Origin of the sequence: Kribbella sp. VKM Ac-2568 (genome assembly GCF_004345365.1) — a bacterium.
GTDB lineage: Bacteria > Actinomycetota > Actinomycetes > Propionibacteriales > Kribbellaceae > Kribbella > Kribbella orskensis.
Map to the genome: position 1 here is coordinate 287,549 of NZ_SLVF01000002.1, position 22,473 is coordinate 310,021.

Consider the following 22,473-nt stretch of genomic DNA (forward strand, 5'->3'; position numbering starts at 1 on the left):
GCCCATCCGATGCGGATAGCGTGAGCTCATGACCGTTTCGCTGGATCTCGTGGATGTGGACTCGCTGCTCACCGAAGAGGAAGTCGCCATCAGGGCGACGGCCCGCCGGTTCGCGGACGAGCGGCTGCGGCCGCACCTGCCGGAGTGGTTCGAGTCGGCGACCATCCCCGCACGAGACTTGGCGAAGGAGCTTGGCGCCCTCGGGCTGCTCGGGATGCACCTGACCGGGTACGGCTGCGCCGGGCTCGGGCCTGTCGCCTACGGCCTGGCCTGTCTGGAGATCGAGGCGGCCGATTCCGGGATGCGGTCGCTCGTCAGCGTTCAGGGATCGCTCGCGATGTACGCGATCTGGAAGTACGGCAGTGAGGAGCAGAAGACCGAGTGGCTCCCCCGGATGGCCGCGGGTGAGGCGATCGGGTGCTTCGGGCTGACCGAGCCGGACTTCGGGTCCAACCCCGGCGGCATGCGGACGAACGCCCGGCGAGACGGCGACGACTGGGTGCTGAACGGCTCGAAAATGTGGATCACCAACGGCTCCGTGGCCGACGTGGCCGTCGTCTGGGCCAAGACGGATGACGGTGTGCGCGGGTTCGCCGTACCGACTGACACGCCTGGGTTCTCCGCGCCGGAGATCACCAGGAAGATGTCGCTGCGGGCGTCGGTGACCTCGGAGCTGATCCTGGCCGACGTCCGGCTGCCGGCGTCGGCGATGTTGCCGGAGGCCCGTGGTCTGTCCGGGCCGCTGGGCTGCCTGAACGAGGCGCGCTTCGGCATCATCTTCGGCGCGATGGGCGCGGCCCGCGACTGCCTGGAGACCGCGCTGGACTATGCGGCCGAGCGGCAGGTCTTCGACAAGCCACTCTCGGCGTACCAGTTGACCCAGGCGAAGTTCGCGGACATGGCGGTCGAGCTGAACAAGGGCATCCTGCTCGCGGTCCACCTCGGCCGGCTGAAGGAGAAGGGAACGCTACGCCCCGAGCAGGTCAGCGTCGGCAAGCTGAACAACGTCCGCGAGGCGATCGCGATCGCCCGCGAGTGCCGCACGATCCTGGCCGCGAACGGCATCAGCGGCGAGTACCCGGTGATGCGCCACGCGAACAACCTCGAGTCCGTCCTCACCTACGAAGGCACGTCCGAGGTCCACCAGTTGGTGATAGGCCAAGCCCTCACCGGCCAGGCCGCCTTCCGCTGATCCCGCTTCGTCGTGCTGACTGAGCCGCGAGTCGATCGCGGCGCGCTGCTCCGAGCCGTTCGTGAGTTGTATGGGCTGCACTTCGAGGAGTTGCAGTTCATTCCCCTGGGCTGGGTCTCGGCCGGCTACTCGGTGAACGCTGGAGACGAGCAGTACTTCCTCAAGTTGTGGCCTGGTGGTCGGGATGCGGCCGGCGCGGTGGCTCGGCTGCCGTTCGTGCGGGAGCTTCACGAAGCGGGCTTCCGAGCACGCCCCCCTATCCCGTGCCCACCCGAGCCGGGGAACTCTCCGGCTCGGTGCCGGCCGGAGTCGTCGCACTGTTCCCTTTCCTGCCGGGTACCACGCCTGCGAATTGGCCGAAGTGGCCCGATGCCGTCCTCGACGAGCTCGGCAGGGTTCTGGCGGCGCTCCACGCGGTCACGCCTTCGGTCGTGCTCCCCCGCGAACATTTCTCCCTGGTTGTCGTGGACGAGCTCCGGCTGCACCTGGGCGAGCGAATCGTTCGTTCCGAGCAGGCGGCCCTGATGGATCAGCTGGAACGGCTGGAGCGGTTGCAGTCCGCAGTACGCCGATTGCCGCAACGGTTCGTGGTGTGCCACGCGGACTTGGCCGGGGACAACCTGCTGGTCGACGAGCACGGACGCCTCAGCGCACTCGATTGGGACAGCGCGATGCTCGCGCCGGCGGAGTGCGACCTCGCTTTGCTGCTCCACGGCGAGCAGCCTGTCGACGGACACGTACTGCGCCGAGTGCTCGCCGTCTATCCAGTGGATACGCGACTCGAGGTGGACCTGTTCGCGTTCTTCCTGCTCCGCCGGTACGTCTCGGACTACACGGCGCGAGTGGTCCGCCTGCTGCACGGTTCCCCTGACACGGCCGACGCTGAGGAAGCCCGCGAGGGCATGCGCACCTGGGGATCCGCCCAGTGGGAGCGACTGGATGCCACCCTCTCGATCGCGCGCGATGCCCTCCAGGATCGCTGACCAATGCCTACGCACTCTGGCGGCTGGACGGTAGTGCATCCGGCGGGATCGGCCGCCGAGCCTCGCCCCGGCGTGCTCTGGAGTTGGCCAGTGCCCAGGCAGCCATCATTGGCACTGTGCCGGCCCCGGCGGACAGGACGCTGCTCAACGCGATGTCAAGTGGCAACCAGCCGAGCAGCAGAGCAGGAGCTAGCCATGGCCTGTACCCGTCACGAAGGAAGGCAACGCCGAGCAGCACCGAGCCGACCACCGCCAGCAGGAAGCCGGGCATGCCTGCCGCGATATAGGCGACGTCCAATCCGAGCCAGAAGAACCCGAAGAGTCCAAGGACCATCAGGGCCAGGCCGGGCAGTGTCAGCCGCCAACCCCACCGTTCCAAGCGCCGTGGATGGCGACTGCGCCAGACCTGAAGCGCGCTGAGAGCGGTCGCCGCGATCAGGACTGGCCACACCTTGCCGTAGGCCCGATAGACCGTGTCAGCGTCCGACCAGTCGAGCAGCGGCCGCAATGCTCGAGCAGCGGGCTCGGCCCACCACTGGACGACTCCACTCTCCAGGTCCTCCTTTCCGTCCGGTGTCGCGAACCGTGCCAGTGCGTGCAACGGCGCGAGAACGACACCGACTCCGGTGGGCACCCAGACCCACCAACTGGTTTGCCGCTGTTCAGGATTCATCTCTGCCTCCTCGGGACGCCTCATTTGCGGCGACCGTAAATCGAGTACTACGTCCGCGGCGTCGGCTCCCGGGTCGGTGCCTTCTCCATCTTTGGGTTGACCCGCCGCGCCGCGCGCGGATCTACCATCGAGGCGTGAGGTGGGGATACCCGCCGGCGCTGCGGCAGGCCGTAGTACCGGCGGCACTGGGCATCGTTGCGACCGTCGAGCTCCTGGCGCTCGATCTGCCGGGCGCGGCCGCGGCGCTGGTCATCGACTGGACCGCCTGCGCATTGCTGGTACTGCGCGGGCGGTTCCCGCTGGCCGCTTGCACCCTTGCGGGTCTCGTTCTACTCATCCCGGTGGGTGAGGTCGATGAGGCCGCCGCGCCGATCCTCATCCTCGCGCTGGCGACCATCACGATCGCCCGGCGGGTCGGTGGCGTGCTCGCGCTGACGCCGCTCGTGTTGTTCGTCGCCGCGCTGGCCTGGGGATATCTGCGTCTCGATCAACCGCTGGACGTCTCCGATCTGGTGTTCGTGTCGGCTATCGTCCTGCCGCCTTACGCGTTCGGCCGGCTGATGCGTTCACTCGACGCCCGGAACATGCGGCTGGCCGAACAGGCCGAGCTCCTCGTCAGGCATCAGGAGCTGGTACGGCGGGACGCGGCAGCGGCCGAGCGGGCCCGGATCGCGCGCGACCTGCACGACGTCATGGCCCACTCGGTGAGCGCGATGGTGGTGCAGGCCGCGGCTGCTCGCGACCTGCTGCGGAACGACGTATCGGGTGCCGAGGCCGCGATCGACGAAGTCACTGCCGTGGGGCGCGAGGCGCTCGGGGAGACCGGGAGGTTGCTGCGGCTGATTCGGGACACCGACGACGATGACGAACCTGCTGCACCGCTGGGACTCGACCGCCTGCAGGAACTCGTCGAGCGGTTCCGCCGGAGCGGGCTGCGGGTGGACCTCACCGTCGAAGGTCAGCTCGCTGCACTTCCGGCCGACGTCGACGTGTCGGGCTATCGGATCGTCCAGGAAGCGCTGACCAACGCACTCCGCTACGCCGCCGACCGGATCGCGTCGATGCGGATCACCCGCACGGCGACGGAGCTGCGGATCCGCGTCGAGAACCCGACCTCGGGTCCCGCGGACAGTGGCGGCGGACTGGGACTCCTCGGAATGGGCGAGCGAGTCGCCGTTCTCGGTGGTCGCCTCACCCACGGTCGCAGCGACGACGGCTGCTTCGTGCTGACCGCCGACCTGCCGCTCGTCCGATGAACAGCGTCGTGATCGCGGACGACCAGGACCTGGTGCGGTCCGGCCTGGCGCTGGTGCTGCAGGTCCGTGGTTTCAGCGTGGTCGCCGAAGCCGCGGATGGGAGGAAGGCGATCGAAGCTGTCCGGCGCACGGATGCGGACGTGGTGCTGATGGACATCCGGATGCCCGTTCTCGACGGAATCGGCGCGACCCGCGAGCTCGTGCGGCTCGGCTGCCGGACCAAGATCTTGATTCTGACCACGTACGACCTCGACGAGTACGTGTACTACGCGCTCCGGGCCGGCGCAGCCGGATTCCTGCTGAAGGCGACGCCACCTGATGTACTCGCCGCCGGCATCCGGACCGTGGCCGCGGGCGAGGCGTTGTTGGCGCCCAGCATCACCACCCGGCTGATCGAGGAGCACATCGGCAGACCACCCCCGGTGACGGGCTTGCCTCCAGGATTGGCATCCCTGACGGCGCGGGAAGTCGCTGTGCTCGCGGAGATCGCGCGTGGCCGGTCGAACGACGAGATCGCCTCGGTCCTGGTAGTCAGCGAGGCCACCGTCAAGACGCATGTCAACCACATCCTGGCCAAGCTCGATCTCCGCAATCGCGTCCAGGCGGTCGTCCTCGCCTATGAGACGGGCTTGGTCACACCTGGCCGCTGATGCTGATCGATGTCAGCGGTTTGAGCAGGTAGTCGCAGGGGTCTCGGTGGCTGCGGACGATGTTGCCGTCCGCGTCCTTCTCGGTCCACTCGTCCAGCACCTGGCCGTTGGTCCACTGCTCATAGCCCAGGCGTTCGTACAACCTGCGTGCGCCGGGATTGTCCAGCCCGACGGCCAGGCCGACGTACGCGCGGCCCCACTCCGCGGCGATGCCCTCAGCTGCGGCGACGATCGCAGTACCGATGCCTTGGCCTTGCACGTAGGCGTGCAGAGCGTTGATCTCGGCCGGCTCGTACTTCGCCTGGACCGCCGGGTACTTCGACTCGCGCAGCAGCATGGTGTGTCCGACGACGGCGCCGTCTCGGCGTGCGAGGAGGAAGAGGGCTTCACCGCGGACTTGCTGTGCCCAGCGTTCCCGGAGGTGTTCGCGAGCGGCCGGATGCTGCTCTGCCTCGATCAGCTGGTCCACGTCTGCACTGGTGGCCGGTCTGATGTCGTCCATCCACCGAACGTAACCGCTGAAGCCGCCTCGGGCCGGACCATTTACGGCGCGGGTGAGCTGGTTTAAGGCTGGCTGAAGAGTCCGGGCGACAGTGGCGGTACAGACCACGAAGGGGCGGGCGTGATGACGGATCGGAACAGGGAGTTGCTGGAACGGCTCTGGCCGATGGACGGGCAGTTGGCGCTGTCCGCCGAGGCCGAACACGAGATGCGCGCGGAGGACTACGTCCTGGAGATGCCGCAGTCCGGCGAACGCATCGTCGGCCGGGACACGATGCGGGCGATGCAGCAGGAGTACCCCAGCCCGCCCTCGATCCAGATCCAGCGCATCATCGGCTCCGGCGACCACTTCGTGGTGATGGGCCGCTCCGACTACAGCGGCGACATCTACTACGTCGCCAACATCGTCGAGTTCACCGACGGCCGCATCGCCAAAGAAACCCGCCTCTACGCCACCCCTTTTGACCCGCCACCCTGGCGAGCCAAATACACCGACCCCACCTAGAACTACTTGGCAACCTCGGTGGCGCGAGACTCCCGCACGACAGTGACGCGGATCTGCCCCGGGTAGGTCAGCTCCTCCTCGACCTGCTTGGCGATATCCCGAGCCATCACCTGAGCAGCGATGTCATCCACCGCATCCGGCATCACCATCACCCGGATCTCCCGCCCGGCCTGCATCGCGAACACCTTCTCCACTCCGTCGTGGTGCATCGCGATCTCCTCGAGCCGCTCGAGCCGCTGCACGTATGCCTCCAGCGACTCGCGCCGCGCCCCCGGCCGGCCGCCGCTGACGGCATCAGCCGCCTGCGTCAGTACCGCTTCGACCGTGCGCACCTCGACCTCGTTGTGGTGCGCCTCGATGCAGTGCACGACGTCGTCGTCCTCGCCGTACTTGCGGGCCAGATCCGCCCCGACGATCGCGTGGCTGCCCTCGGACTCGTGCGTGAGCGCCTTCCCGATGTCATGCAGGAACGCCCCACGCTTGCACCGCTTGACGTCCAGCCCGAGCTCGGCCGCCATCATCCCCGCGATGTGCGCCGACTCGATCAGGTGCTTCAACACGTTCTGCCCGTACGACGTCCGGTACCGCAGCAGGCCCATCGTCCGGATCAGCTCCGGGTGGAGATCCGTGATCCCCACGTCCGCCATCGCGTCCTCGGCGGCCCGCTCGCACAGCTCGGCCACCTCGCCCTTGCTGCGTTCGTAGATCTCCTCGATCCGGCTCGGGTGGATCCGCCCGTCGAGCACCAGCGAGTCCAGCGTCAGCCGCGCGGTCTCCCGCCGTACCGGGTCGAAGCAGGACAGCAGCACCGCTTCCGGGGTGTCGTCGATGATCAGGTTGACGCCGGTGGTCTGCTCGAAGGACCGGATGTTGCGCCCCTCGCGACCGATGATCCGGCCCTTCATGTCGTCGCTCGGCAGGTGCACCACGGAGACGACGGACTCGCTGGTCTGCTCGGACGCCAGCCGCTGCACCGCGCCGGTGATGATCTTGCGGGCCTTGATCTCACCCTCGTCCTGCGCCTGTCGTTCGATGTCGCGGACGATCGTGTGCGCGTGCCGCTTCGCCTCCGCCTCGATGGCGGCGACCAGCTCGGCCCTCGCCTGCTCGGTGGTGAGGTTCGCGACGCCCTCGAGGATCCGCCGGCGCTCCTCCTCGAGGTCGCGGATCTCGGCCTTGCGGCGATCCAGCTCGGCCAGCTGGGCGGTCAGCCCGGTCTGGCGTTCCTCGATGCTCCGGTGCTGCTCGTCGAGGCGCTCCTCGCGCTCGGTCAGCCGGTGTTCGCGCCGCTCCATCTCGAGCCGCTGCTCGCGCAGGTCGTCGCGGATCGACTGGGCCTCGGACTCGGCCTCGCGCCGTACGTCGGACGCCCGAAGCTCGGCCTCCCGCCGTACCTCGGACGCGCGGTCCTCGGCGCCACGCCGGATCTCCTCAGCGCGCTGCTCGGCCGCCTCGGCCCGGACCCGCAGTACGGCGGCCTCTTCCTCGGCCTGGCGGCGGACGAGCTCGGCGGCGGACTTGGCGCCGGAAGTGATGGTGGCTGCCTCGAGCTTCGCGTTCGCCTCGGCGGCGGTCGCGGCCGCGGTCGCATCGGCGACCTTGCGGCGGGACAGCGTGAAGCCGATCCAGGCAAGCAGGCCGACGATCAGCAACCCGATCAGGACGAGCCCGACTGATGCCGCCGTCGGCAGGGCCGCGAGTGACATCGGCGTCTCCCCTCTTCGAGTCGCGCCCGCGGGGCGTGACTTTGTCAACGTGGAAGGGATGCGCCACTGAGCGGTGGACAGACGGCCGGATGACGGTACGGCGAAACGCACCACCAGGTTCGGAGGTGCCTGATCCGTGGTGGCCGGTCCTGTCCCGTCCCACCCTGTCCAGTCCCACCCTGGACTGTTCGTCCCGGATGGTTCCGTCCTGGGATGGTTCCGTCCGTCAGGACAGTCCCGCCCGCACAGCGGATCCTTCGCTATCACGGTCCCGTTCGCGCCGGCGTGACCTGTCGACTGCGACTGGCCCGTCCGCCGCGGCGGTTCCGTCCCATCCGACGGCGATGAAGGTCGCCGTCGTCCGTTTCTTTAAGCTCGGTCGAGCGTTGGTCTCGCGTCATCGTCCGGCCCGTATCAGCCGGTGATCAACCGGCCCGCCGGTGCTATATCCGCCACCGTCAGGTGGAGTGATCCCTTACTGATTCCGAGGCTAGGCGCGCCCCACCACCCCGTCAACACGGACACCCACCCACCACCCCCCAACCTCACTCCACCCCGTAAACCCCCACTCACCCCCCGCACTCCCCCACCTCTACCCACCCCGGCACTCCCCATCTACCCCGCAGCGCCATCACCCCACCGCCCCCGGCACTCCCCCACCCGCCCGTCGCGCCCCGAGGAGGCGAGGTTGCGCGTCAGCGCGCGTGCATCAGCGCGGGGGCGCGCCGTGGCGGCGGGCAGGGCATGACAAAGCGGTGCCTGGCCAAGAACGTTGGCCAGGCACCGCTGTGGTCAGATCAACTGCGGGGGCCAGGGAGGCCGCCGCCACCTTCGCCTTCGACATCTCCGCCGGACCGGTCGACGTCCTCGCCAGTCCGCTCGACGTCGCCGCCCGAACGCTCGCCAGCTCCGCCGGTCCCCTCCACGTCTCCACCGGAACGCTCAACGTCTCCACCGGAACGTTCGACGTCTCCACCGGAACGTTCGGCTTGTGCGGTGGGGCTCTCGACATCGCCGCCAGATGGGTCGGCGACCTCGGGCAGACCTTCGCCGGTCGACATGTTGCCGCCGCCTCCCGGAGTACCGGCGGACGGGTCACCGTCCGAGGTACCGGTGGCTGTGCCGCCAGTTGCCGCGCCCTCGGTGCCTGAGCCCGCCGAACTGCTCGGCTGCTCCGACACATCTGGTGGAGTACCACCGACCACCCCACCGTCAGCCGGGTCCGAAGTACCGGACTCAGTGGTGTCGGAGTCGGCGGTGGAGTCCGTCGACTGGGTGGCGGCGCCCGGGGCGCCGTCGTCGGGGCCGGTCGCGGGGTCCACGGTCTCTGCGGTGGTCCCGGTCGACTGCTCGGATGCGGACGGTTGCTCAGGGGCGTCCTGGGTCGTACCGGAAGTCTGTGAAGCGTCGCCCGACTGCGACTCGACGTACTGGCCGACCTTCTGCTGGACCGTGTCGACCTTCTCCGAGTACTTGCCGCCGGTCTGCTTGTCGATCAAGTCACCGGCCTTATCCACGCCCGCTTTGATCTTGTCCGGGTTTTGCTTGACGACGTTCCGGAGCCAGTTCTTCGCCTGTTCCTGGAAATCGTTCATTGCACCCTCCGAGAGGTGTCAGGGGCGGATCGGACGAAAATCTCAGCCTACGGACCAGTCACAAACCCCGATCCCTACCTCGGATCAGACACCGTCAACCCCCACCCGTCAACGTCCCTCGCCGCCCACACCCCCGACTCCCTCCCCACCCGTACTCCCCCGCACCCCCAATTCACCACCCCAACCCCCTCCAATTCCCCCGCTCCGCACCCCCGTCAGCCTGCCCGCGCCCAGCCGCCCACGCCCCATCCACCGCTGCTCCCGGATGGTCGCGGACGCTGGCCGAGCTCAGCGTGGGCCGTTGCCACAGACCAGGAGTGCAGGTTGCTGGCTGGGCAGCACCGGGCCGGCGAGTGCGGGGTTGCCTGGCGCCTGGCGGACGGCTGGGGAGACAGAGTGAGGCGGTTATTCGACTTCTAGGCCGGAGTCGTTGAGGAGGGGGAGTTCTTCGTCGGTGGCGGCTAGTTCTTGTTTGACGATGGTCATGGCCAGGCCGCCGGGGTAGCCCTTGCGGGCGAGCATGCCGAGGAGGCGGCGCATGGCTACCTGGCGGTCGAGGGAGCGCATCGACCGGAGTTTGCGGCGGACCAGGGTCCGAGCGGTGGCTTCTTCCTGGTCCGGGTCGAGCTCGTCCAGGGCGTCGCGGGCGAGCTCGTCGTCGACGCCGCGGCGGCGGAGCTCCTGGGCGAGCGCGCGCTTGCCCAGGCCGCGGCCGCGGTGACGGGACTCCACCCAGGCGTTGGCGAAGGCGGCGTCGTTGATCAGGCCGACCTCGGTGAAGCGGTCCAGGACCGCCGCGGCAACCTCGTCCGGGATCTCCCGCTCGGCAAGGATGTCGGCCAGCTCAGCCCTGGTCCGCGGCTGGGCGGTCAGCTTGTCGAGCAGGATCGTCCGCGCGGCCGACTCGGGATCCGACGGCTTGTCGAGCTCCGAGTCGGCCGGTGTGGAGGGTTGCCCGGACCCGAACCGGCGACGCCGGCGCGGGCCCGGACGGGTGCTCTCAGAAGTCGACATCGACCTCGGCCACTGCAGCCTCGGCCGGCTGGTCCACCGCCGCGCCGATGCCCATCTTCTCCTTGATCTTCTTCTCCAGCTCGTTGGCCAGATCCGGGTTGTCGCGCAGGAAGTTCCGCGCGTTCTCCCGGCCCTGACCGAGCTGGTCGCTCTCGTAGGTGAACCAGGCGCCGGCCTTGCGGACGAAGCCCTGCTCCACGCCGAGGTCCAGCAGGCTGCCCTCACGGCTGATGCCCTGGCCGTAGATGATGTCGAACTCGGCCTGCTTGAACGGCGGAGCGACCTTGTTCTTCACGACCTTGACCCGGGTCCGGTTGCCGACGAAGTCGGTGCCGTCCTTGAGCGACTCGATCCGGCGCACGTCCAGCCGCACCGAGGCGTAGAACTTCAGCGCCTTACCACCGGTCGTCGTCTCCGGGGAGCCGAACATGACGCCGATCTTCTCGCGCAGCTGGTTGATGAAGATCGCGGTGGTGTTGGTACCGCTGACCGCACCGGTCATCTTGCGCAGCGCCTGGCTCATCAGCCGGGCCTGCAGACCGACGTGGCTGTCACCCATCTCGCCCTCGATCTCGGCCCGGGGCACCAGCGCGGCCACCGAGTCGATCACGACGATGTCGATCGCGCCGGAGCGGATCAGCATGTCGGCGATCTCCAGCGCCTGCTCACCGGAGTCCGGCTGCGAGACCAGCAGGGCGTCGGTGTCGACACCGAGCTTCTGCGCGTAGTCCGGGTCGAGCGCGTGCTCCGCGTCGATGAACGCCGCGATACCGCCGGCCCGCTGCGCGTTCGCGACCGCGTGCAGCGCCACCGTCGTCTTACCGGAGGACTCCGGGCCGTAGATCTCCACCACCCGGCCACGCGGCAGCCCACCGATCCCGAGCGCGATGTCGAGCGCGATCGAACCGGTCGGGATGACCTCGATCGGCGCCCGGCCCTGCTCGCCCAGCCGCATCACCGACCCCTTGCCGCATTGCCGCTCGATCTGCGTCAGCGCGGTCGCCAGAGCCTTCTCGCGATCGCCGGCCTTGCGCTCCGCACTCGCCGCTGCACCAGCCATGTGACTGCCACCTAACCCATCTACTATCGGGGCCGCTGTCCCAGCTGCCCGGAGGAATTCTTTGTCGCCAGAGACGGTATGGGTTACGTCGGACAGTTTTGGGTGCCGCGCTGAATCTGTGGACAACTCGGCCGATCCGACGAACTCGTACGAGACAAACTAACCCGAACACGTGTTCGAACCGCAACTGACACGCCGGAACCTGGCCCGGACACCCAGGCTGGACCGTCGACTGCCTACTCTGGCGCTCGTGACCGACCGCCCCGACGTCCCCGACTCCGCCGTCATCCTCACCCTCAGCAGGGTCGAGTTCGGCATCGACTCGGTGCTCGACTCACTCCGCACCCCGGACCCGTTCGGCATCCGCAGCATCCTCACCGAGTACTCCGCCCAGGAGCAGCCGAACCTGGCCGAGAAGGGCCTGATCCTGGCCATCGACGGGCTGCTGCGGATGCGGGTCCCCGGTCATACCGAGTGGCCGACCCTGCCACTGGCCGAGCGTTGCGGCTGGTGGGTGGAGCGGCTAGGCGGGTTCGCCGCGTTGGTCGCGGGCCTCCCCCGGCTCAGCGGAGCCGCCGCGGATGCCCTGCCGGTCAAGGACACCCTCGGCGCCGCAGTACAGGCCATGGTGGTCGGGGCCGTCTGCCGCGAGTACGGCGTGGAGGCGCATGCGGACCGCACCGCGGTGATCGCCCGGGTGCTGACGTCCCGGCCGATCACCCCTGACGAGGTGCTCAAGTACGACGACCCGACCACCGCGGGCAAGGATGTCGCGCAGCAACTGGGCCTGGGTGAGGAGTCCGAGGAGGTGGGGCTGCGCATGGGCGTCCGGCTGGTCTGGCGGATCAGCAAGCTGTTCGGCGGGCTCGGGGACGTCTTCGAGGACCGCCCGCGCGGCAGCATCGGCGCCAGGATGTTCGGCAAGCTCCCGGCGATCGGAGTGGTCGGCGGCTTCTTCGACGAGCGCAAGGGCATCCGGAACGCCGCGTACGCCGCCGCGGACCTCCTCAACAGCGGCTCGTTCCGGATAAGGCCTGTCTGAGGTCCACGCGCGCTGCGATGATCTACCCATGAGCGCGATCGCCATCGTCAGACCAGATGCCACCTGGGCCGCGCAGTACGACAAGACGGCGCAGGTGATCCACAACATCCTCGGGGACACCGCGCTGCGCATCGACCACATCGGCTCGACCGCGGTACCGGGACTGGCGGCCAAGGACGTCCTCGACATCCAGGCGACCGTCGTCAGCGAGACCGACCTGGACGACGCGGTGGAACTGCTGGTCGCCGCCGACTGGGAGGTGCGCCCGCCGCGCCGCGATCACCCCGTGCCGGGCCTGCCGAAGGACGAGCTCCAGTGGGTCAAGCGGCTGGTGATCGAGCCCATGTACCGCCGCCGGGTGAACCTGCACCTGCGAGTAGCGGGCCGCGCCAACCAGCGGTACGCCCTGCTGTTCCGGGACTATCTGCGAGCCCACCCGGACACCGCGGCGGCGTACGGGGAGTTCAAGAAGCGGGCGGCGAGTCTCCCGTTGGAGTCGGTGGGCGAGTACGCCGACCTGAAGGATCCCGTGTGCGACCTGATCTACCTGCCGGCCGAGGAATGGGCCGAACGCACCGGTTGGACCGTCTGAAGCTGACCTCCAGTCCCCAGGCGACCACGCGCGGACGGTAATCGCAGTACTACTCGGGGCTCGTTGACGCGTGCCGTGGTACACACCAGGCTTGACCAGGGGGGTGCGTCGAGGACGACCGGCGTACGACGGGCGGGCCGCTCCCCTAGGGGGCGTGATACGGAATGGCTGGATCAGGACGGCTCGCGGCGTTGCCTTGCGGCAAGGTGTCGAAGTGGATCGTGCTCGCGCTATGGATCGTCGCGATCGCGGTGTCCTTCGGCCCGGCAAGCAAGCTCACCGGTGCTCAGGAGAACGATGCTGTGTCCTGGTTGCCCGGCAATGCCGAGTCGACCGAGGTCCTGAAGGCCTCGGCGCAGTTCTCCTCGCCGGACGAGATCCCGGCCGTCCTCGTGTACGTGCGGGACAGCGGGATCACCCCGGCCGACCAGCAGGCGGTGGAGGCTCAGGTCGCCCAGTTCGGCCAGCTGCAGGACGTCGACCGCAAGGTGATCGGGCCGATTCCGTCCGAGGACAAGAAGGCCCTGCAGGTACTCGTGCCGATCAACGCCGGCTCAGGCGGCTGGGAAACGATCGGTGAGAGAGCCGACGACATCCGACGGATCGCGGCCGAGCGACCCGACGGACTGTCGTTCCACTTGACCGGACCTGGTGGATTCGCCGCGGACTCGCAGGAGGCCTTCGCCGGCATCGACGGCAAGCTCCTGTACTCCGCTGCGGCCGTGGTGATCATCATCCTGCTGCTCACCTACCGCAGCCCGGTGCTCTGGCTCCTGCCGCTGATCTCCGCCGGTGTCGCCCTGTTCGCCGCGCAAGCGGTGGTCTACCTGCTGGCGACCAAGGCAGACCTCACCGTCAACGCACAGAGCGCAGGCATCCTCACAGTGCTCGTGTTCGGCGCGGGGACGGACTATGCCCTGCTGCTGGTGGCTCGCTATCGAGAAGAACTGCGGCGGCATGAGGATCGGCATGAGGCGATGGCGTTCGCCTTGCACCGCTCGGGGCCGGCCATCATCGCCTCAGGCTCGACAGTCGTGGCCGGCATGCTTTGTCTGCTGCTGGCTTCCATGAACTCGACCCGTGGCCTCGGACCGGTCGCTGCTGTCGGCATCGTGGTCGCCTTGCTGGCCATGCTGACGCTGTTGCCCGCTCTGCTCGTCATCTCCGGCCGCTGGGTGTTCTGGCCGCTGCGGCCGACCTATGGATCCGACGACCACACCGAGACGAGCGTGTGGGGCAGGATCGGGCGGCGGATCGCAATAAGGCCACGGCTCACCTGGGTCGTCACCTCGCTGGCGCTTGGCGCCGCGTCTCTCGGCATGCTCACTCTCGACGCCAACGGGCTCACGAACGAGGAGTCCTTCACCGGTACTCCGGACTCGGTGGTCGGTGAGAAGGTCGTGGCGGAACACTTCCCGGCCGGCGCAGGCAATCCGCTGGTCGTGGTGAGCAACGCCGACAAGGCCGCGGAAGTCCGTACGGCGATGGAGTCGACGGCGGGAATCGCCTCGGTGGCCGAGCCGCGAACCGCCGGCGACCTGGCTTACCTCGAGGGCACGATGACGGATGCCGTCGACACTCAGGCGGCCAAGGACACCGTCGACCGGGTGCGAGCCGCCGTACACGCGGTTGACGGAGCCGATGCGCTCGCCGGTGGCGGAGCCGCGATCCTGCTGGACACGCAACGCGCGTCGAACCACGACAACAAGGTGATCATCCCGACCGTGCTGGGCGTGGTGCTGCTGATCCTCGCGCTGCTGCTGCGATCCCTGCTGGCCCCAGTCCTGCTGGTGGCTACGGTCGTGCTGTCCTTCGGAGCCGCCCTGGGCCTCAGCGCGTTGGTGTTCACCCACGTGCTCGGGTTCGGAGGCGCCGATCCCTCGCTGCCGTTGTTCGTCTTCGTCTTCCTGGTTGCCCTGGGCATCGACTACAACATCTTCCTGATGACCCGGGTGCACGAGGAGTCGAAGGTGTACGGAACCCGTCGCGGCGCGCTGATCGGCGTCGCCGCGACCGGTGGCGTGATCACTTCGGCCGGGCTGGTGCTGGCGGGCACGTTCGCGGTGCTGGCGACGATGCCCGTGGTGGCCTTCGCGGAGATCGGTTTCGCGGTCGCGCTCGGTGTCCTGCTGGACACGATCGTGGTCCGGTCGGTACTGGTGACGGCGCTCACCCTCGACATCGGCCGGCACATGTGGTGGCCGAGCAAGCTGGCCCAGAAGCGCGACCCGAAGCCGGGCGAGGAACTTCCCGAAGAAGAGCCCGAGCCCTCGCTCGCCGGTGGCTGATCTACTGGTTCAGCGCTCGCTGGCGGGGAGTTGGAGGTGGGCCCAGACGGCGCGCCAGACTGTTTTGGCGTGCTCGCCCTGGGCCAATGCCTCGGCGACCGTGCGGCCGCCGAGCTCACTCACCACCTGGGTCTCGGCCCAGGTCCGCGAGTAGGCAGGACCGAGATGGTGGTCCATCCGGTCCCAGAATTCCGTCAGTCTCATGCCTGCCCGTCATCGTCCGGCGGCTGGTTCCAGCCGCCCTGCTGTCCACTTTGCTGCCCGCCGTGCGGCGGCTGACCCCAACCACCCTGAGCCTGCCCACTCTGACCCTGCCCGCCCGGTCCCTGCCCAGGCTGCCCCTGCTGCGGCGGCTGTCCGCCCTGCGGAGGCGGTCCCTGGTGCGGAGGCTGCTGGTGTGGCGGGCCTTGCTGGGGCTGACCCCAACCGCCGCCCTGACCCTGCCCAGGCTGTCCACCCTGAGGCGGCCCTTGCGGCGGTCCCTGCTGCGGTTGCGGACCCCACTGGCCCGGCTGACCCTGCTGCGGCGGACCCTGCTGAGGTTGCCCAGGGTACTGCCCCGGCCCCGGCTGCCCGTACTGCTGTGGCGGCCCGTACGGCCCCTGCTCACCGTATCCACCCGGCTGCTGGCCATACGGCCCCTGCTGCCCGTACGGACCAGGCTGGCCCGGCTGGCCGCCGTACTGGGGTCCCCACTGGCCCGGCTGCGGCTGGCCCGGGTACTGCCCGTACTGACCTGGGTATTGCGCCTGGGCAGCGTTCCGGCGGCCGCGGAGTACGAAGTACGCCACAGCAGCGGCGGCCAACGCCACCAGCACGATGATCAGGATGATGGCCCAGAGCGGGAAACCGGCGCTCGAGTTCGACGTCAGGGAGACGTTGCCCAGCTTCTCCACGCTGTCGTACGTCGCGGTGCGGCCGCTCACCTGGGCGCCCGGGTCGTGCTCCAGGATCTTGCCCGGCATGGTGATCTTGAAGTTGATCACCGGCTGGCTGCCGGTCGGCATGCTGCCCAGGTTCATGTCCTTGACGCTGACCATGAACTTGTCGCCGTCCTTGCGGAAGCTCACGCCGTCGCCGGTCGAGCTGCCCATCTTGCTGAACGGCACCTTGTCGAAGGTGCACTCGGAACCGACGTACTTGTCGTCCTCGAAGGCTTTGCAGGTGACACCCTCGGTGTCCGACCCCTTGATCCCGTCCTCGACCTGCTGCCGGATCTTGTCCAGCGACTGCCCACTGGTCTGGACCAGTTGCTTGTCGATCCCGAGCGTCATGCTGCCCGAGACGGTCTCGTCGGTGTTCACCTCGAGGTCGGCATCCAGCTTCACGCAGCCGGTCAGAGCGAACAGACAGGCCACGACGACGAGTGCGGTACGCACGCGGTTCAGCATGTCTCCGATCATTCCAGAAGCAGGGGACAATGCTCTGTCCGGTGTCAGCCCTCCGAGAACTGTCGGTGGCACCCGGCAAGATGGGGATCGTGCAGAGACCCACCGCGTTCAGCCGCTTCTCGCCCGCCACCCGGGCGTGGTTCGGCGACGTCTTCGAGGCGGCCACCCCGGCCCAGCTCGAGGCGTGGGACGCCATCACCGCGGGCCGGGACGCGCTGGTGGTCGCCCCGACCGGTTCCGGCAAGACCCTGGCCGCCTTCCTCTGGGCGCTCGACCGGCTGGCCACCACTCCTCCTCCGACGGATCCGAAGCTGCGCTGCCGGGTGCTTTACGTGTCACCGCTGAAGGCTCTGGCGGTCGATGTCGAGCGCAACCTGCGAGCTCCGCTGATCGGAATCCGCGAGACCGCCCGGCGGCTCGGCGAGGCTCCGCTCGACGTGGAGGTCGCGGTGCGCTCCGGCGACACCCCGGCCAACGAACGCAGGCGCTTCGCCACGAAGCCGTCCGACGTACTGATCACCACTCCCGAGTCGCTGTTCCTGCTGCTCACCTCGCAAGCCCGCGAGTCGCTGAAGGGCGTCGAGACGGTGATCGTCGACGAGGTGCACGCGGTCGCCGGCACCAAGCGCGGCGCCCATCTCGCCCTCACCCTCGAGCGGCTCGATGCGCTGCTGCCCAAGCCGGCGCAGCGGATCGGCCTGTCCGCGACCGTCCGGCCGGTCGAGGAGGTCGCCCGCTTCCTCGGCGGCGAGCGGCCCGTCACGGTGGTCCAGCCCAAGTTCACCAAGCAGTGGGATCTCAGTGTCGTCGTGCCGGTCGAGGACATGGCCGAGCTCGCAAACACCGAGATCGAGGTCTCCGGCCCAGCCGCCGGGCCGCCTAAGCATGCCTCGATCTGGCCGCATGTCGAGGAGCATGTCTTCGACCTGATCTCGGCCCACCGCTCCACCATCGTCTTCTCCAACTCACGTCGCCTCGCTGAGCGGCTCACCGCACGGCTGAACGAGATCGCTGCCGAGCGGGCGGAGCTGGAGTTGCCTGACGCAGGCTCACCCGCGCAACTCATGGCTCAGTCGGGTGCGTCCCTCGCAGCACCGCCTTTGATCGCCCGGGCCCACCACGGCTCGGTCAGCAAGGAGCAGCGCGCGCTGATCGAGGCAGACCTGAAGTCCGGGCGACTGCCCTGCGTGGTCGCGACCAGCAGCCTCGAGCTCGGCATCGACATGGGCGCGGTCGACCTGGTGATCCAGGTCGAGGCGCCGCCGTCCGTGGCAAGCGGTCTGCAGCGGGTCGGCCGCGCCGGGCACCAGGTCGGCGCGACCTCGCGAGGTGTGCTGTTCCCGAAGTTCCGCGGCGACCTGGTCGACACGGCCGTGGTGGTCCAGCGGATGCGCGACGGCCTGATCGAGAGCCTGCACATCCCGGCCAACCCACTCGACGTACTCGCCCAGCAGATCGTCTCGATCGTTGCCCTCGACACCATCGATGTGGACGAGCTCTATGCCCTCGTACGCCGGTGCGCCCCGTTCGCCACGTTGCCGCGTTCGGCGTACGACGGGGTGCTCGACATGTTGTCCGGGCGCTATCCGTCGGACGAGTTCGCGGAGCTCCGGCCGCGGATCGTGTTCGACCGGGTCAGCGGCGAGATCTCCGGCCGGCCGGGGGCTCAGCGCCTGGCGGTGACCAGCGGCGGCACGATCCCCGACCGCGGCCTGTTCGGCGTCTTCCTGGTCGGCGAGTCCACCAACCACCGCGTCGGTGAGCTTGACGAGGAGATGGTCTACGAGTCGCGGGTCGGCGACGTCTTCACCCTGGGCGCGTCGAGCTGGCGGATCGAGGACATCACCCACGATCGGGTGCTGGTCTCACCGGCTCCCGGTCAACCAGGGCGGCTCCCGTTCTGGAAGGGCGATGCCGTCGGGCGTCCGGCCGAGCTGGGCGCTGCCACCGGCGCCTTCGTCCGGACGATGGCCTCGCTGCCACAAGCCAAGGCAGTCAAACGCGCACGCGACGCCGGCTTGGACGAGTACGCGGCAAACAACCTGGTCGCCTATCTCGCCGAGCAGCGCGAGGCCACCAGCCGGATCCCGGACGACATCACCATCCTGGTCGAGCGGTTCCGCGACGAGCTGGGCGACTGGCGCGTCTGCATCCACTCGCCGTACGGCGGTCAGGTGCACGGCCCCTGGGCTCTGGCGATCGCCGCCCGCCTGCGGGAGCGGTACGGGATGGACGCGCAGTCCGTCTCCGGTGACGACGGGATCGTGCTGCGCCTGCCGGAGACCGACGAGGCACCGCCGGGTGCGGATCTGGTGCTGTTCGACCCGGCCGAGATCGAGGATCTGGTCACCGCTGAGGTCGGCGGATCGGCCTTGTTCGCCGCGCGGTTCCGTGAGTGTGCGGCGCGGGCGCTGCTACTCCCCCGGCGCAATCCGGGCAAGCGATCCCCGCTGTGGCAGCAGCGTCAGCGGTCGGCGCAGCTCCTCAGCGTCGCCAGCAAGTACGGCTCGTTCCCGATCGTGCTCGAGACGCTGCGGGAAGTCCTGCAGGACGTGTATGACCTGACCGCGCTGAAGGATCTCCTGACCGGGATCGGCGAGCGCCGGATCTCCGTGGTCGAGGTCGAGACGCCCGAGGCCTCGCCGTTCGCGAAGTCTCTGCTGTTCGGCTACGTGGGCGCCTTCATGTATGAGGGCGACACCCCGCTCGCCGAGAAGCGCGCGGCCGCCCTCTCCCTGGACCAGGGGTTGCTGGCGGAGCTGCTGGGCCGGACCGAGCTGCGCGAACTCCTCGACGCAGAGGTCGTACTGCGCACCGAGGCCGAACTGCAGCGCCTGGCGGAAGACCGTCGAGCCCGCGATGCCGAAGGCCTGTTCGACGTACTACGGCTGGTCGGGCCGCTGTCGATCTCCGAGGCTTCGCAGCGTTGTGTGGACGGCTCGGACGCCGAGGCCTGGTTGACCGACCTTGCCGCTGCCCGGCGAGTGGTCCGTGTGCGGATCGCGGGCGAGCACCGCTGGGCCGTGGTGGAGGACGTCGCCCGGCTGCGCGACGCCCTCGGAGTACCGCTGCCTCCGGGTGTCGCCGAGGCTCACGCCGAATCTGTCGCGGATCCGCTGGGCGATCTGGTATCTCGTTATGCCCGCACACATGGCCCATTCCGCGCGATCGACCTTGCCACCCACCTCGGGATCGGCGTGGCTGTGGTGACGGATGCGCTGCGGCGGTTGGCGGCTGCCGGGCGGGTGGTCGAAGGCGAATTCCTGCCTGGCGGCATCGCGATGGAGTGGTGCGACTCGGAGATCCTCCGGCTGCTCCGCCGTCGTTCCCTCGCTGCGCTCCGCAAGGAGGTCGAGCCTGTCGATCCCGCCGCGCTGGCGCGCTTCCTGCCTGCCTGGCAGGGAATCACCAGCAGCCGCGGCCGTGGGTACGACGTGCTGCTGGGCGCCGTTGAGCAGCTGGCGGGTTGTGCTGTGCCCGCGTCGGCCCTGGAGTCGATCGTGTTGCCGTCACGCGTCCCCGGGTACCAGCCGTCCATGTTGGATGAGCTGACTGCGACGGGCGAGGTGGTTTGGGCGGGCTCGGGTTCGCTGCCGGGCACGGACGGCTGGGTCTCGTTGCATCTCGCGGACAACTGCGATCTGACGCTGCCCGATCCGGATCCCGCCTTCGAGCTTGGTGAGACCCACCAGGCTGTGCTCGACGCGCTGTCGGGCGGAGGGGCGTTCTTCTTCCGGCAACTGAGCGACGTGGTCGGCGCGAGTGCCGGCGTGGTCGATGACGAGACGCTGGTCGGTGTCCTCTGGGATCTGGTCTGGGCGGGGCACCTGACCAACGACACGCTGGCCCCGGTGCGCTCCCTGGTCGGCGGCGGCCGAGGCAGCCACCGAACCCGCCGTACTCCGCCCCGCCCGCGCCCGGGTCGTCCGACCCGGCCAGGGCGGCCCGCCATGCCATCGCGGAGTGGTCCGCCCACGGCAGGCGGCCGCTGGTCTCTGCTGCCTGAGCGGAACCCGGATGCCACCAGACGCGCTCATGCCGCGGCGGAGACACTGCTCGACCGCTACGGGATCGTCACTCGCGGCTCGGTGATCACCGAGCGGACGCCGGGTGGATTCGCCGCGGTCTACAAGGTGCTGAGCGCGTTCGAGGAGTCTGGACGCTGCCGTCGCGGGTACTTCGTGGCGGGGCTCGGTGCGGCGCAGTTCGCCTTGCCTGGCGCGGTGGATCGCTTGCGGGCGATGGCTGAGCTTCCGACCAGCGCGCCGAACTCCGCGGCCGGGAGGCGTAAGGAGGAGCCGGCGGCGCGGGCCGTAGTACTGGCTGCTTCCGATCCGGCGAATCCCTATGGTGCGGCGCTGCCGTGGCCCGAGCGGGAGAACGCGGGTGGTCATCGACCGGGGCGCAAGGCGGGCGCTCTGGTGATGCTCGTGGACGGGCGGCTGATCGTCTACGTCGAGCGCGGCGGGCGGACCGTGCTCAGCTTCACCGAAGACCCGGACCTGCTGCAGCCTGCTGTAGATGCGCTCGCGCTTGCGATCAGGGACGGCCATCTCGGCAAGCTCAGCGTCGAGACCGCGGACGGCGAGCAGGTGCGGCACACGGCCTTCGGGGATGCCCTGGCGAAGGCTGGGTTCCACGCGACGCCACGCGGACTGCGGCTCCGGGCCTGAGCCATGTCTGAGGGGGATTGAGCCGTGCCTGAAGGAGATACCGTCTGGCGCGCTTGCAAGCGTCTCAACGAGGCCCTGGGCGGTCGGGAGCTGACGCGGACCGACTTCCGGGTGCCGTCCCTGGCGACAGCCGACCTCGGCGGGAGCACGATGACGGAAGTCGTTGCGCGCGGCAAGCATCTCCTGATGCGGGTGTCGGATGGGCTGACGATCCACAGTCACCTCCGGATGGATGGCAGTTGGCATCTGTACCGCCCTGGTGAGTCCTGGAAGGGCGGCCCGGACTTCCAGATCAGGGTCGTGCTGGAGACCGCTGATTGGGTGGCCGTCGGGTATCGGCTGCCGGTGCTCGAACTCGTCGAGACGGAGAAGGAGGACACGGTGGTGGGGCACCTCGGCCCCGACCTGCTATCCCCCGATTTCGACCGGTCCCTCGCGATCGCCAACCTCGCCGCCGAACCCGAACGAACTATCAGTGAAGCATTGCTGGACCAGCGGAACCTGGCCGGGATCGGGAACTTCTATCGCACCGAGGTCTGCTTCCTCCTGGGGCTGCACCCGTGGCGCCCGGTGTCATCCGTGGATCTCGGTGCGGCGGTGGACCTCAGTCGCCGCCTGCTGAAGTCGAACCTGCGGCGCGCCGCTCAGGTGGCTACCGGCGTGGATCGTCCGGGTCAGCGGACCTGGGTCTTCGAGCGCGCCGGAAAGCAGTGCCGGCGGTGCGGGACGACGATCCAGACTGCCCACATCGGCGAGCCGCCCCAGGACCGCGTCAGCTACTGGTGCCCCACTTGCCAGCCTGAGCTCTGACCTCGGCTGCCCTGGCGTCTGTGGATAACCCCGCGGCACCGGCGAGATGACGGATATCTTCTCTGTCGAATCGAACATCTGTTCGACCTGAGGAGGAGAAGACCATGTGCGACGTGTGCGGCGGCATCACGAACGACGAGTACCTGCAGCGACTCGTGGACAGCATCCGGACGCACGGCTGGACCGTGCAGTTCATCGAGGGTGACGACCAACGGAATCCGGCCTTCGCCTACACGCTCGGGCTCAGCCTGCGGGGTCATCCGGAGTTCATCACGTTCAACTGCCGGCCGGAGTCCGTCCAAGGCGACCTCGGACCGCTCGTCCGGGCCGTGCTCGACGGGGAGCGCTTCGACGAGGGTGATGACCTGAGCCGGTTCTACCCGACTGGGCAGAAGCCGCAGTTGCTCCGCTTTCCCGACTCCACGACCCACCTCTATACGGCGAACGGGATGTTCAGACGCGCCGGAGATCCGCCGATCCAGGCGTTGCAGTTCGTCTGGCCGAGCAACATGGCCTGGATGGGCGGCAACCGATGAACCGCG

At 68.8% G+C, this 22,473-nt stretch carries 19 protein-coding genes; 11 read left to right on the forward strand and 8 right to left on the reverse strand.

Translation table 11 applies throughout. The features are described 5' to 3' along the window. Positions 1–28: 28 nt before the first annotated feature. Positions 29–1,192 carry an acyl-CoA dehydrogenase family protein gene (locus EV648_RS05225; RefSeq protein WP_132285519.1) on the forward strand — a complete coding sequence of 388 codons (1,164 nt, stop codon included), beginning with the start codon at positions 29–31 and terminating at the stop codon, positions 1,190–1,192. A 263-nt stretch (positions 1,193–1,455) separates the two neighbouring features. Continuing rightward, a complete protein-coding gene (locus EV648_RS05230) occupies positions 1,456–2,175 on the forward strand; it encodes a phosphotransferase enzyme family protein (protein WP_158293901.1) in 720 nt (239 codons plus the stop codon). A 7-nt stretch (positions 2,176–2,182) separates the two neighbouring features. Here EV648_RS05230 and EV648_RS05235 read toward each other — a convergent pair whose 3' ends face one another. Continuing rightward, positions 2,183–2,848, reverse strand: coding sequence for a hypothetical protein (locus EV648_RS05235; RefSeq protein ID WP_158293902.1), 666 nt, complete (start codon positions 2,846–2,848; stop codon positions 2,183–2,185). Positions 2,849–2,982: 134 nt separating this feature from the next. Here EV648_RS05235 and EV648_RS05240 point away from each other — a divergent pair, with 134 nt between their 5' ends. Together EV648_RS05240 and EV648_RS05245 are read left to right on the forward strand one after the other, a co-directional pair. Then, complete coding sequence (locus tag EV648_RS05240) at positions 2,983–4,104, forward strand: sensor histidine kinase (protein ID WP_158293903.1); 1,122 nt, start codon at positions 2,983–2,985, stop codon at positions 4,102–4,104. Beyond that, positions 4,101–4,754 carry a response regulator transcription factor gene (locus EV648_RS05245; RefSeq protein WP_132285527.1) on the forward strand — a complete coding sequence of 218 codons (654 nt, stop codon included), beginning with the start codon at positions 4,101–4,103 and terminating at the stop codon, positions 4,752–4,754. Before EV648_RS05240 ends, EV648_RS05245 begins: the two co-directional genes overlap by 4 nt. On the opposite strand, the gene EV648_RS05250 is transcribed toward EV648_RS05245, so the two are convergent. Continuing rightward, positions 4,738–5,256 carry a GNAT family N-acetyltransferase gene (locus tag EV648_RS05250; protein WP_132285529.1) on the reverse strand — a complete coding sequence of 173 codons (519 nt, stop codon included), beginning with the start codon at positions 5,254–5,256 and terminating at the stop codon, positions 4,738–4,740. The two genes, EV648_RS05245 and EV648_RS05250, sit on opposite strands and share 17 nt — an antisense overlap. 123 nt (positions 5,257–5,379) lie before the next feature. Between EV648_RS05250 and EV648_RS05255 the strand changes: the two genes are divergently transcribed. Next, positions 5,380–5,760, forward strand: a complete 381-nt coding sequence (locus EV648_RS05255) for a nuclear transport factor 2 family protein (protein ID WP_132285531.1) — start codon at positions 5,380–5,382, stop codon at positions 5,758–5,760. Positions 5,761–5,762: 2 nt separating this feature from the next. On the opposite strand, the gene rny is transcribed toward EV648_RS05255, so the two are convergent. The 4 genes from rny to recA form a co-directional block, all read right to left on the reverse strand. Continuing rightward, positions 5,763–7,466: a ribonuclease Y gene (gene rny, locus EV648_RS05260; RefSeq protein ID WP_132285533.1), complete on the reverse strand. Its 1,704-nt coding sequence runs from the start codon at positions 7,464–7,466 to the stop codon at positions 5,763–5,765. Between the two features lie 797 nt (positions 7,467–8,263). Further along, positions 8,264–9,061, reverse strand: coding sequence for an Rv0909 family putative TA system antitoxin (locus EV648_RS05265; RefSeq protein WP_132285535.1), 798 nt, complete (start codon positions 9,059–9,061; stop codon positions 8,264–8,266). A gap of 405 nt (positions 9,062–9,466) precedes the next feature. Further along, complete coding sequence (locus EV648_RS05270) at positions 9,467–10,075, reverse strand: regulatory protein RecX (RefSeq protein WP_241994912.1); 609 nt, start codon at positions 10,073–10,075, stop codon at positions 9,467–9,469. Next, entirely contained in the window at positions 10,062–11,135 is a 1,074-nt protein-coding gene (gene recA, locus EV648_RS05275) for a recombinase RecA (RefSeq protein ID WP_132285537.1), read from the reverse strand. The genes EV648_RS05270 and recA overlap by 14 nt, the downstream gene beginning before the upstream one ends. A gap of 250 nt (positions 11,136–11,385) precedes the next feature. On the opposite strand from recA, the gene EV648_RS05280 reads away from it, so the two are divergent. The 3 genes from EV648_RS05280 (at position 11,386) to EV648_RS05290 (ending at position 15,057) form a co-directional block, all read left to right on the forward strand. After that, the gene (locus EV648_RS05280; RefSeq protein WP_132285539.1) at positions 11,386–12,177 is read left to right on the forward strand and encodes a hypothetical protein; all 792 of its coding nucleotides are present in this window, start codon (positions 11,386–11,388) and stop codon (positions 12,175–12,177) included. Between the two features lie 28 nt (positions 12,178–12,205). Then, entirely contained in the window at positions 12,206–12,769 is a 564-nt protein-coding gene (locus EV648_RS05285; protein WP_132285541.1) for a GrpB family protein, read from the forward strand. A 164-nt stretch (positions 12,770–12,933) separates the two neighbouring features. Further along, entirely contained in the window at positions 12,934–15,057 is a 2,124-nt protein-coding gene (locus tag EV648_RS05290) for an MMPL family transporter (RefSeq protein WP_132285543.1), read from the forward strand. A gap of 9 nt (positions 15,058–15,066) precedes the next feature. Here the strand turns inward: EV648_RS05290 and EV648_RS05295 are convergent, their stop codons facing one another. Continuing rightward, positions 15,067–15,261: a DUF3046 domain-containing protein gene (locus EV648_RS05295; RefSeq protein ID WP_132285545.1), complete on the reverse strand. Its 195-nt coding sequence runs from the start codon at positions 15,259–15,261 to the stop codon at positions 15,067–15,069. Next, positions 15,258–16,448, reverse strand: a complete 1,191-nt coding sequence (locus tag EV648_RS05300; protein WP_132285547.1) for a hypothetical protein — start codon at positions 16,446–16,448, stop codon at positions 15,258–15,260. Before EV648_RS05300 ends, EV648_RS05295 begins: the two co-directional genes overlap by 4 nt. An 80-nt stretch (positions 16,449–16,528) precedes the next feature. Between EV648_RS05300 and EV648_RS05305 the strand changes: the two genes are divergently transcribed. The 3 genes from EV648_RS05305 (at position 16,529) to EV648_RS05315 (ending at position 22,467) form a co-directional block, all read left to right on the forward strand. Further along, entirely contained in the window at positions 16,529–21,121 is a 4,593-nt protein-coding gene (locus EV648_RS05305) for an ATP-dependent helicase (protein WP_132286693.1), read from the forward strand. A 24-nt stretch (positions 21,122–21,145) separates the two neighbouring features. Further along, positions 21,146–21,931, forward strand: coding sequence for an Fpg/Nei family DNA glycosylase (locus EV648_RS05310; RefSeq protein ID WP_132285549.1), 786 nt, complete (start codon positions 21,146–21,148; stop codon positions 21,929–21,931). Positions 21,932–22,035: 104 nt separating this feature from the next. Continuing rightward, positions 22,036–22,467 carry a DUF4262 domain-containing protein gene (locus tag EV648_RS05315; protein WP_132285551.1) on the forward strand — a complete coding sequence of 144 codons (432 nt, stop codon included), beginning with the start codon at positions 22,036–22,038 and terminating at the stop codon, positions 22,465–22,467. The last annotated feature ends 6 nt before the right edge of the window (positions 22,468–22,473 follow it).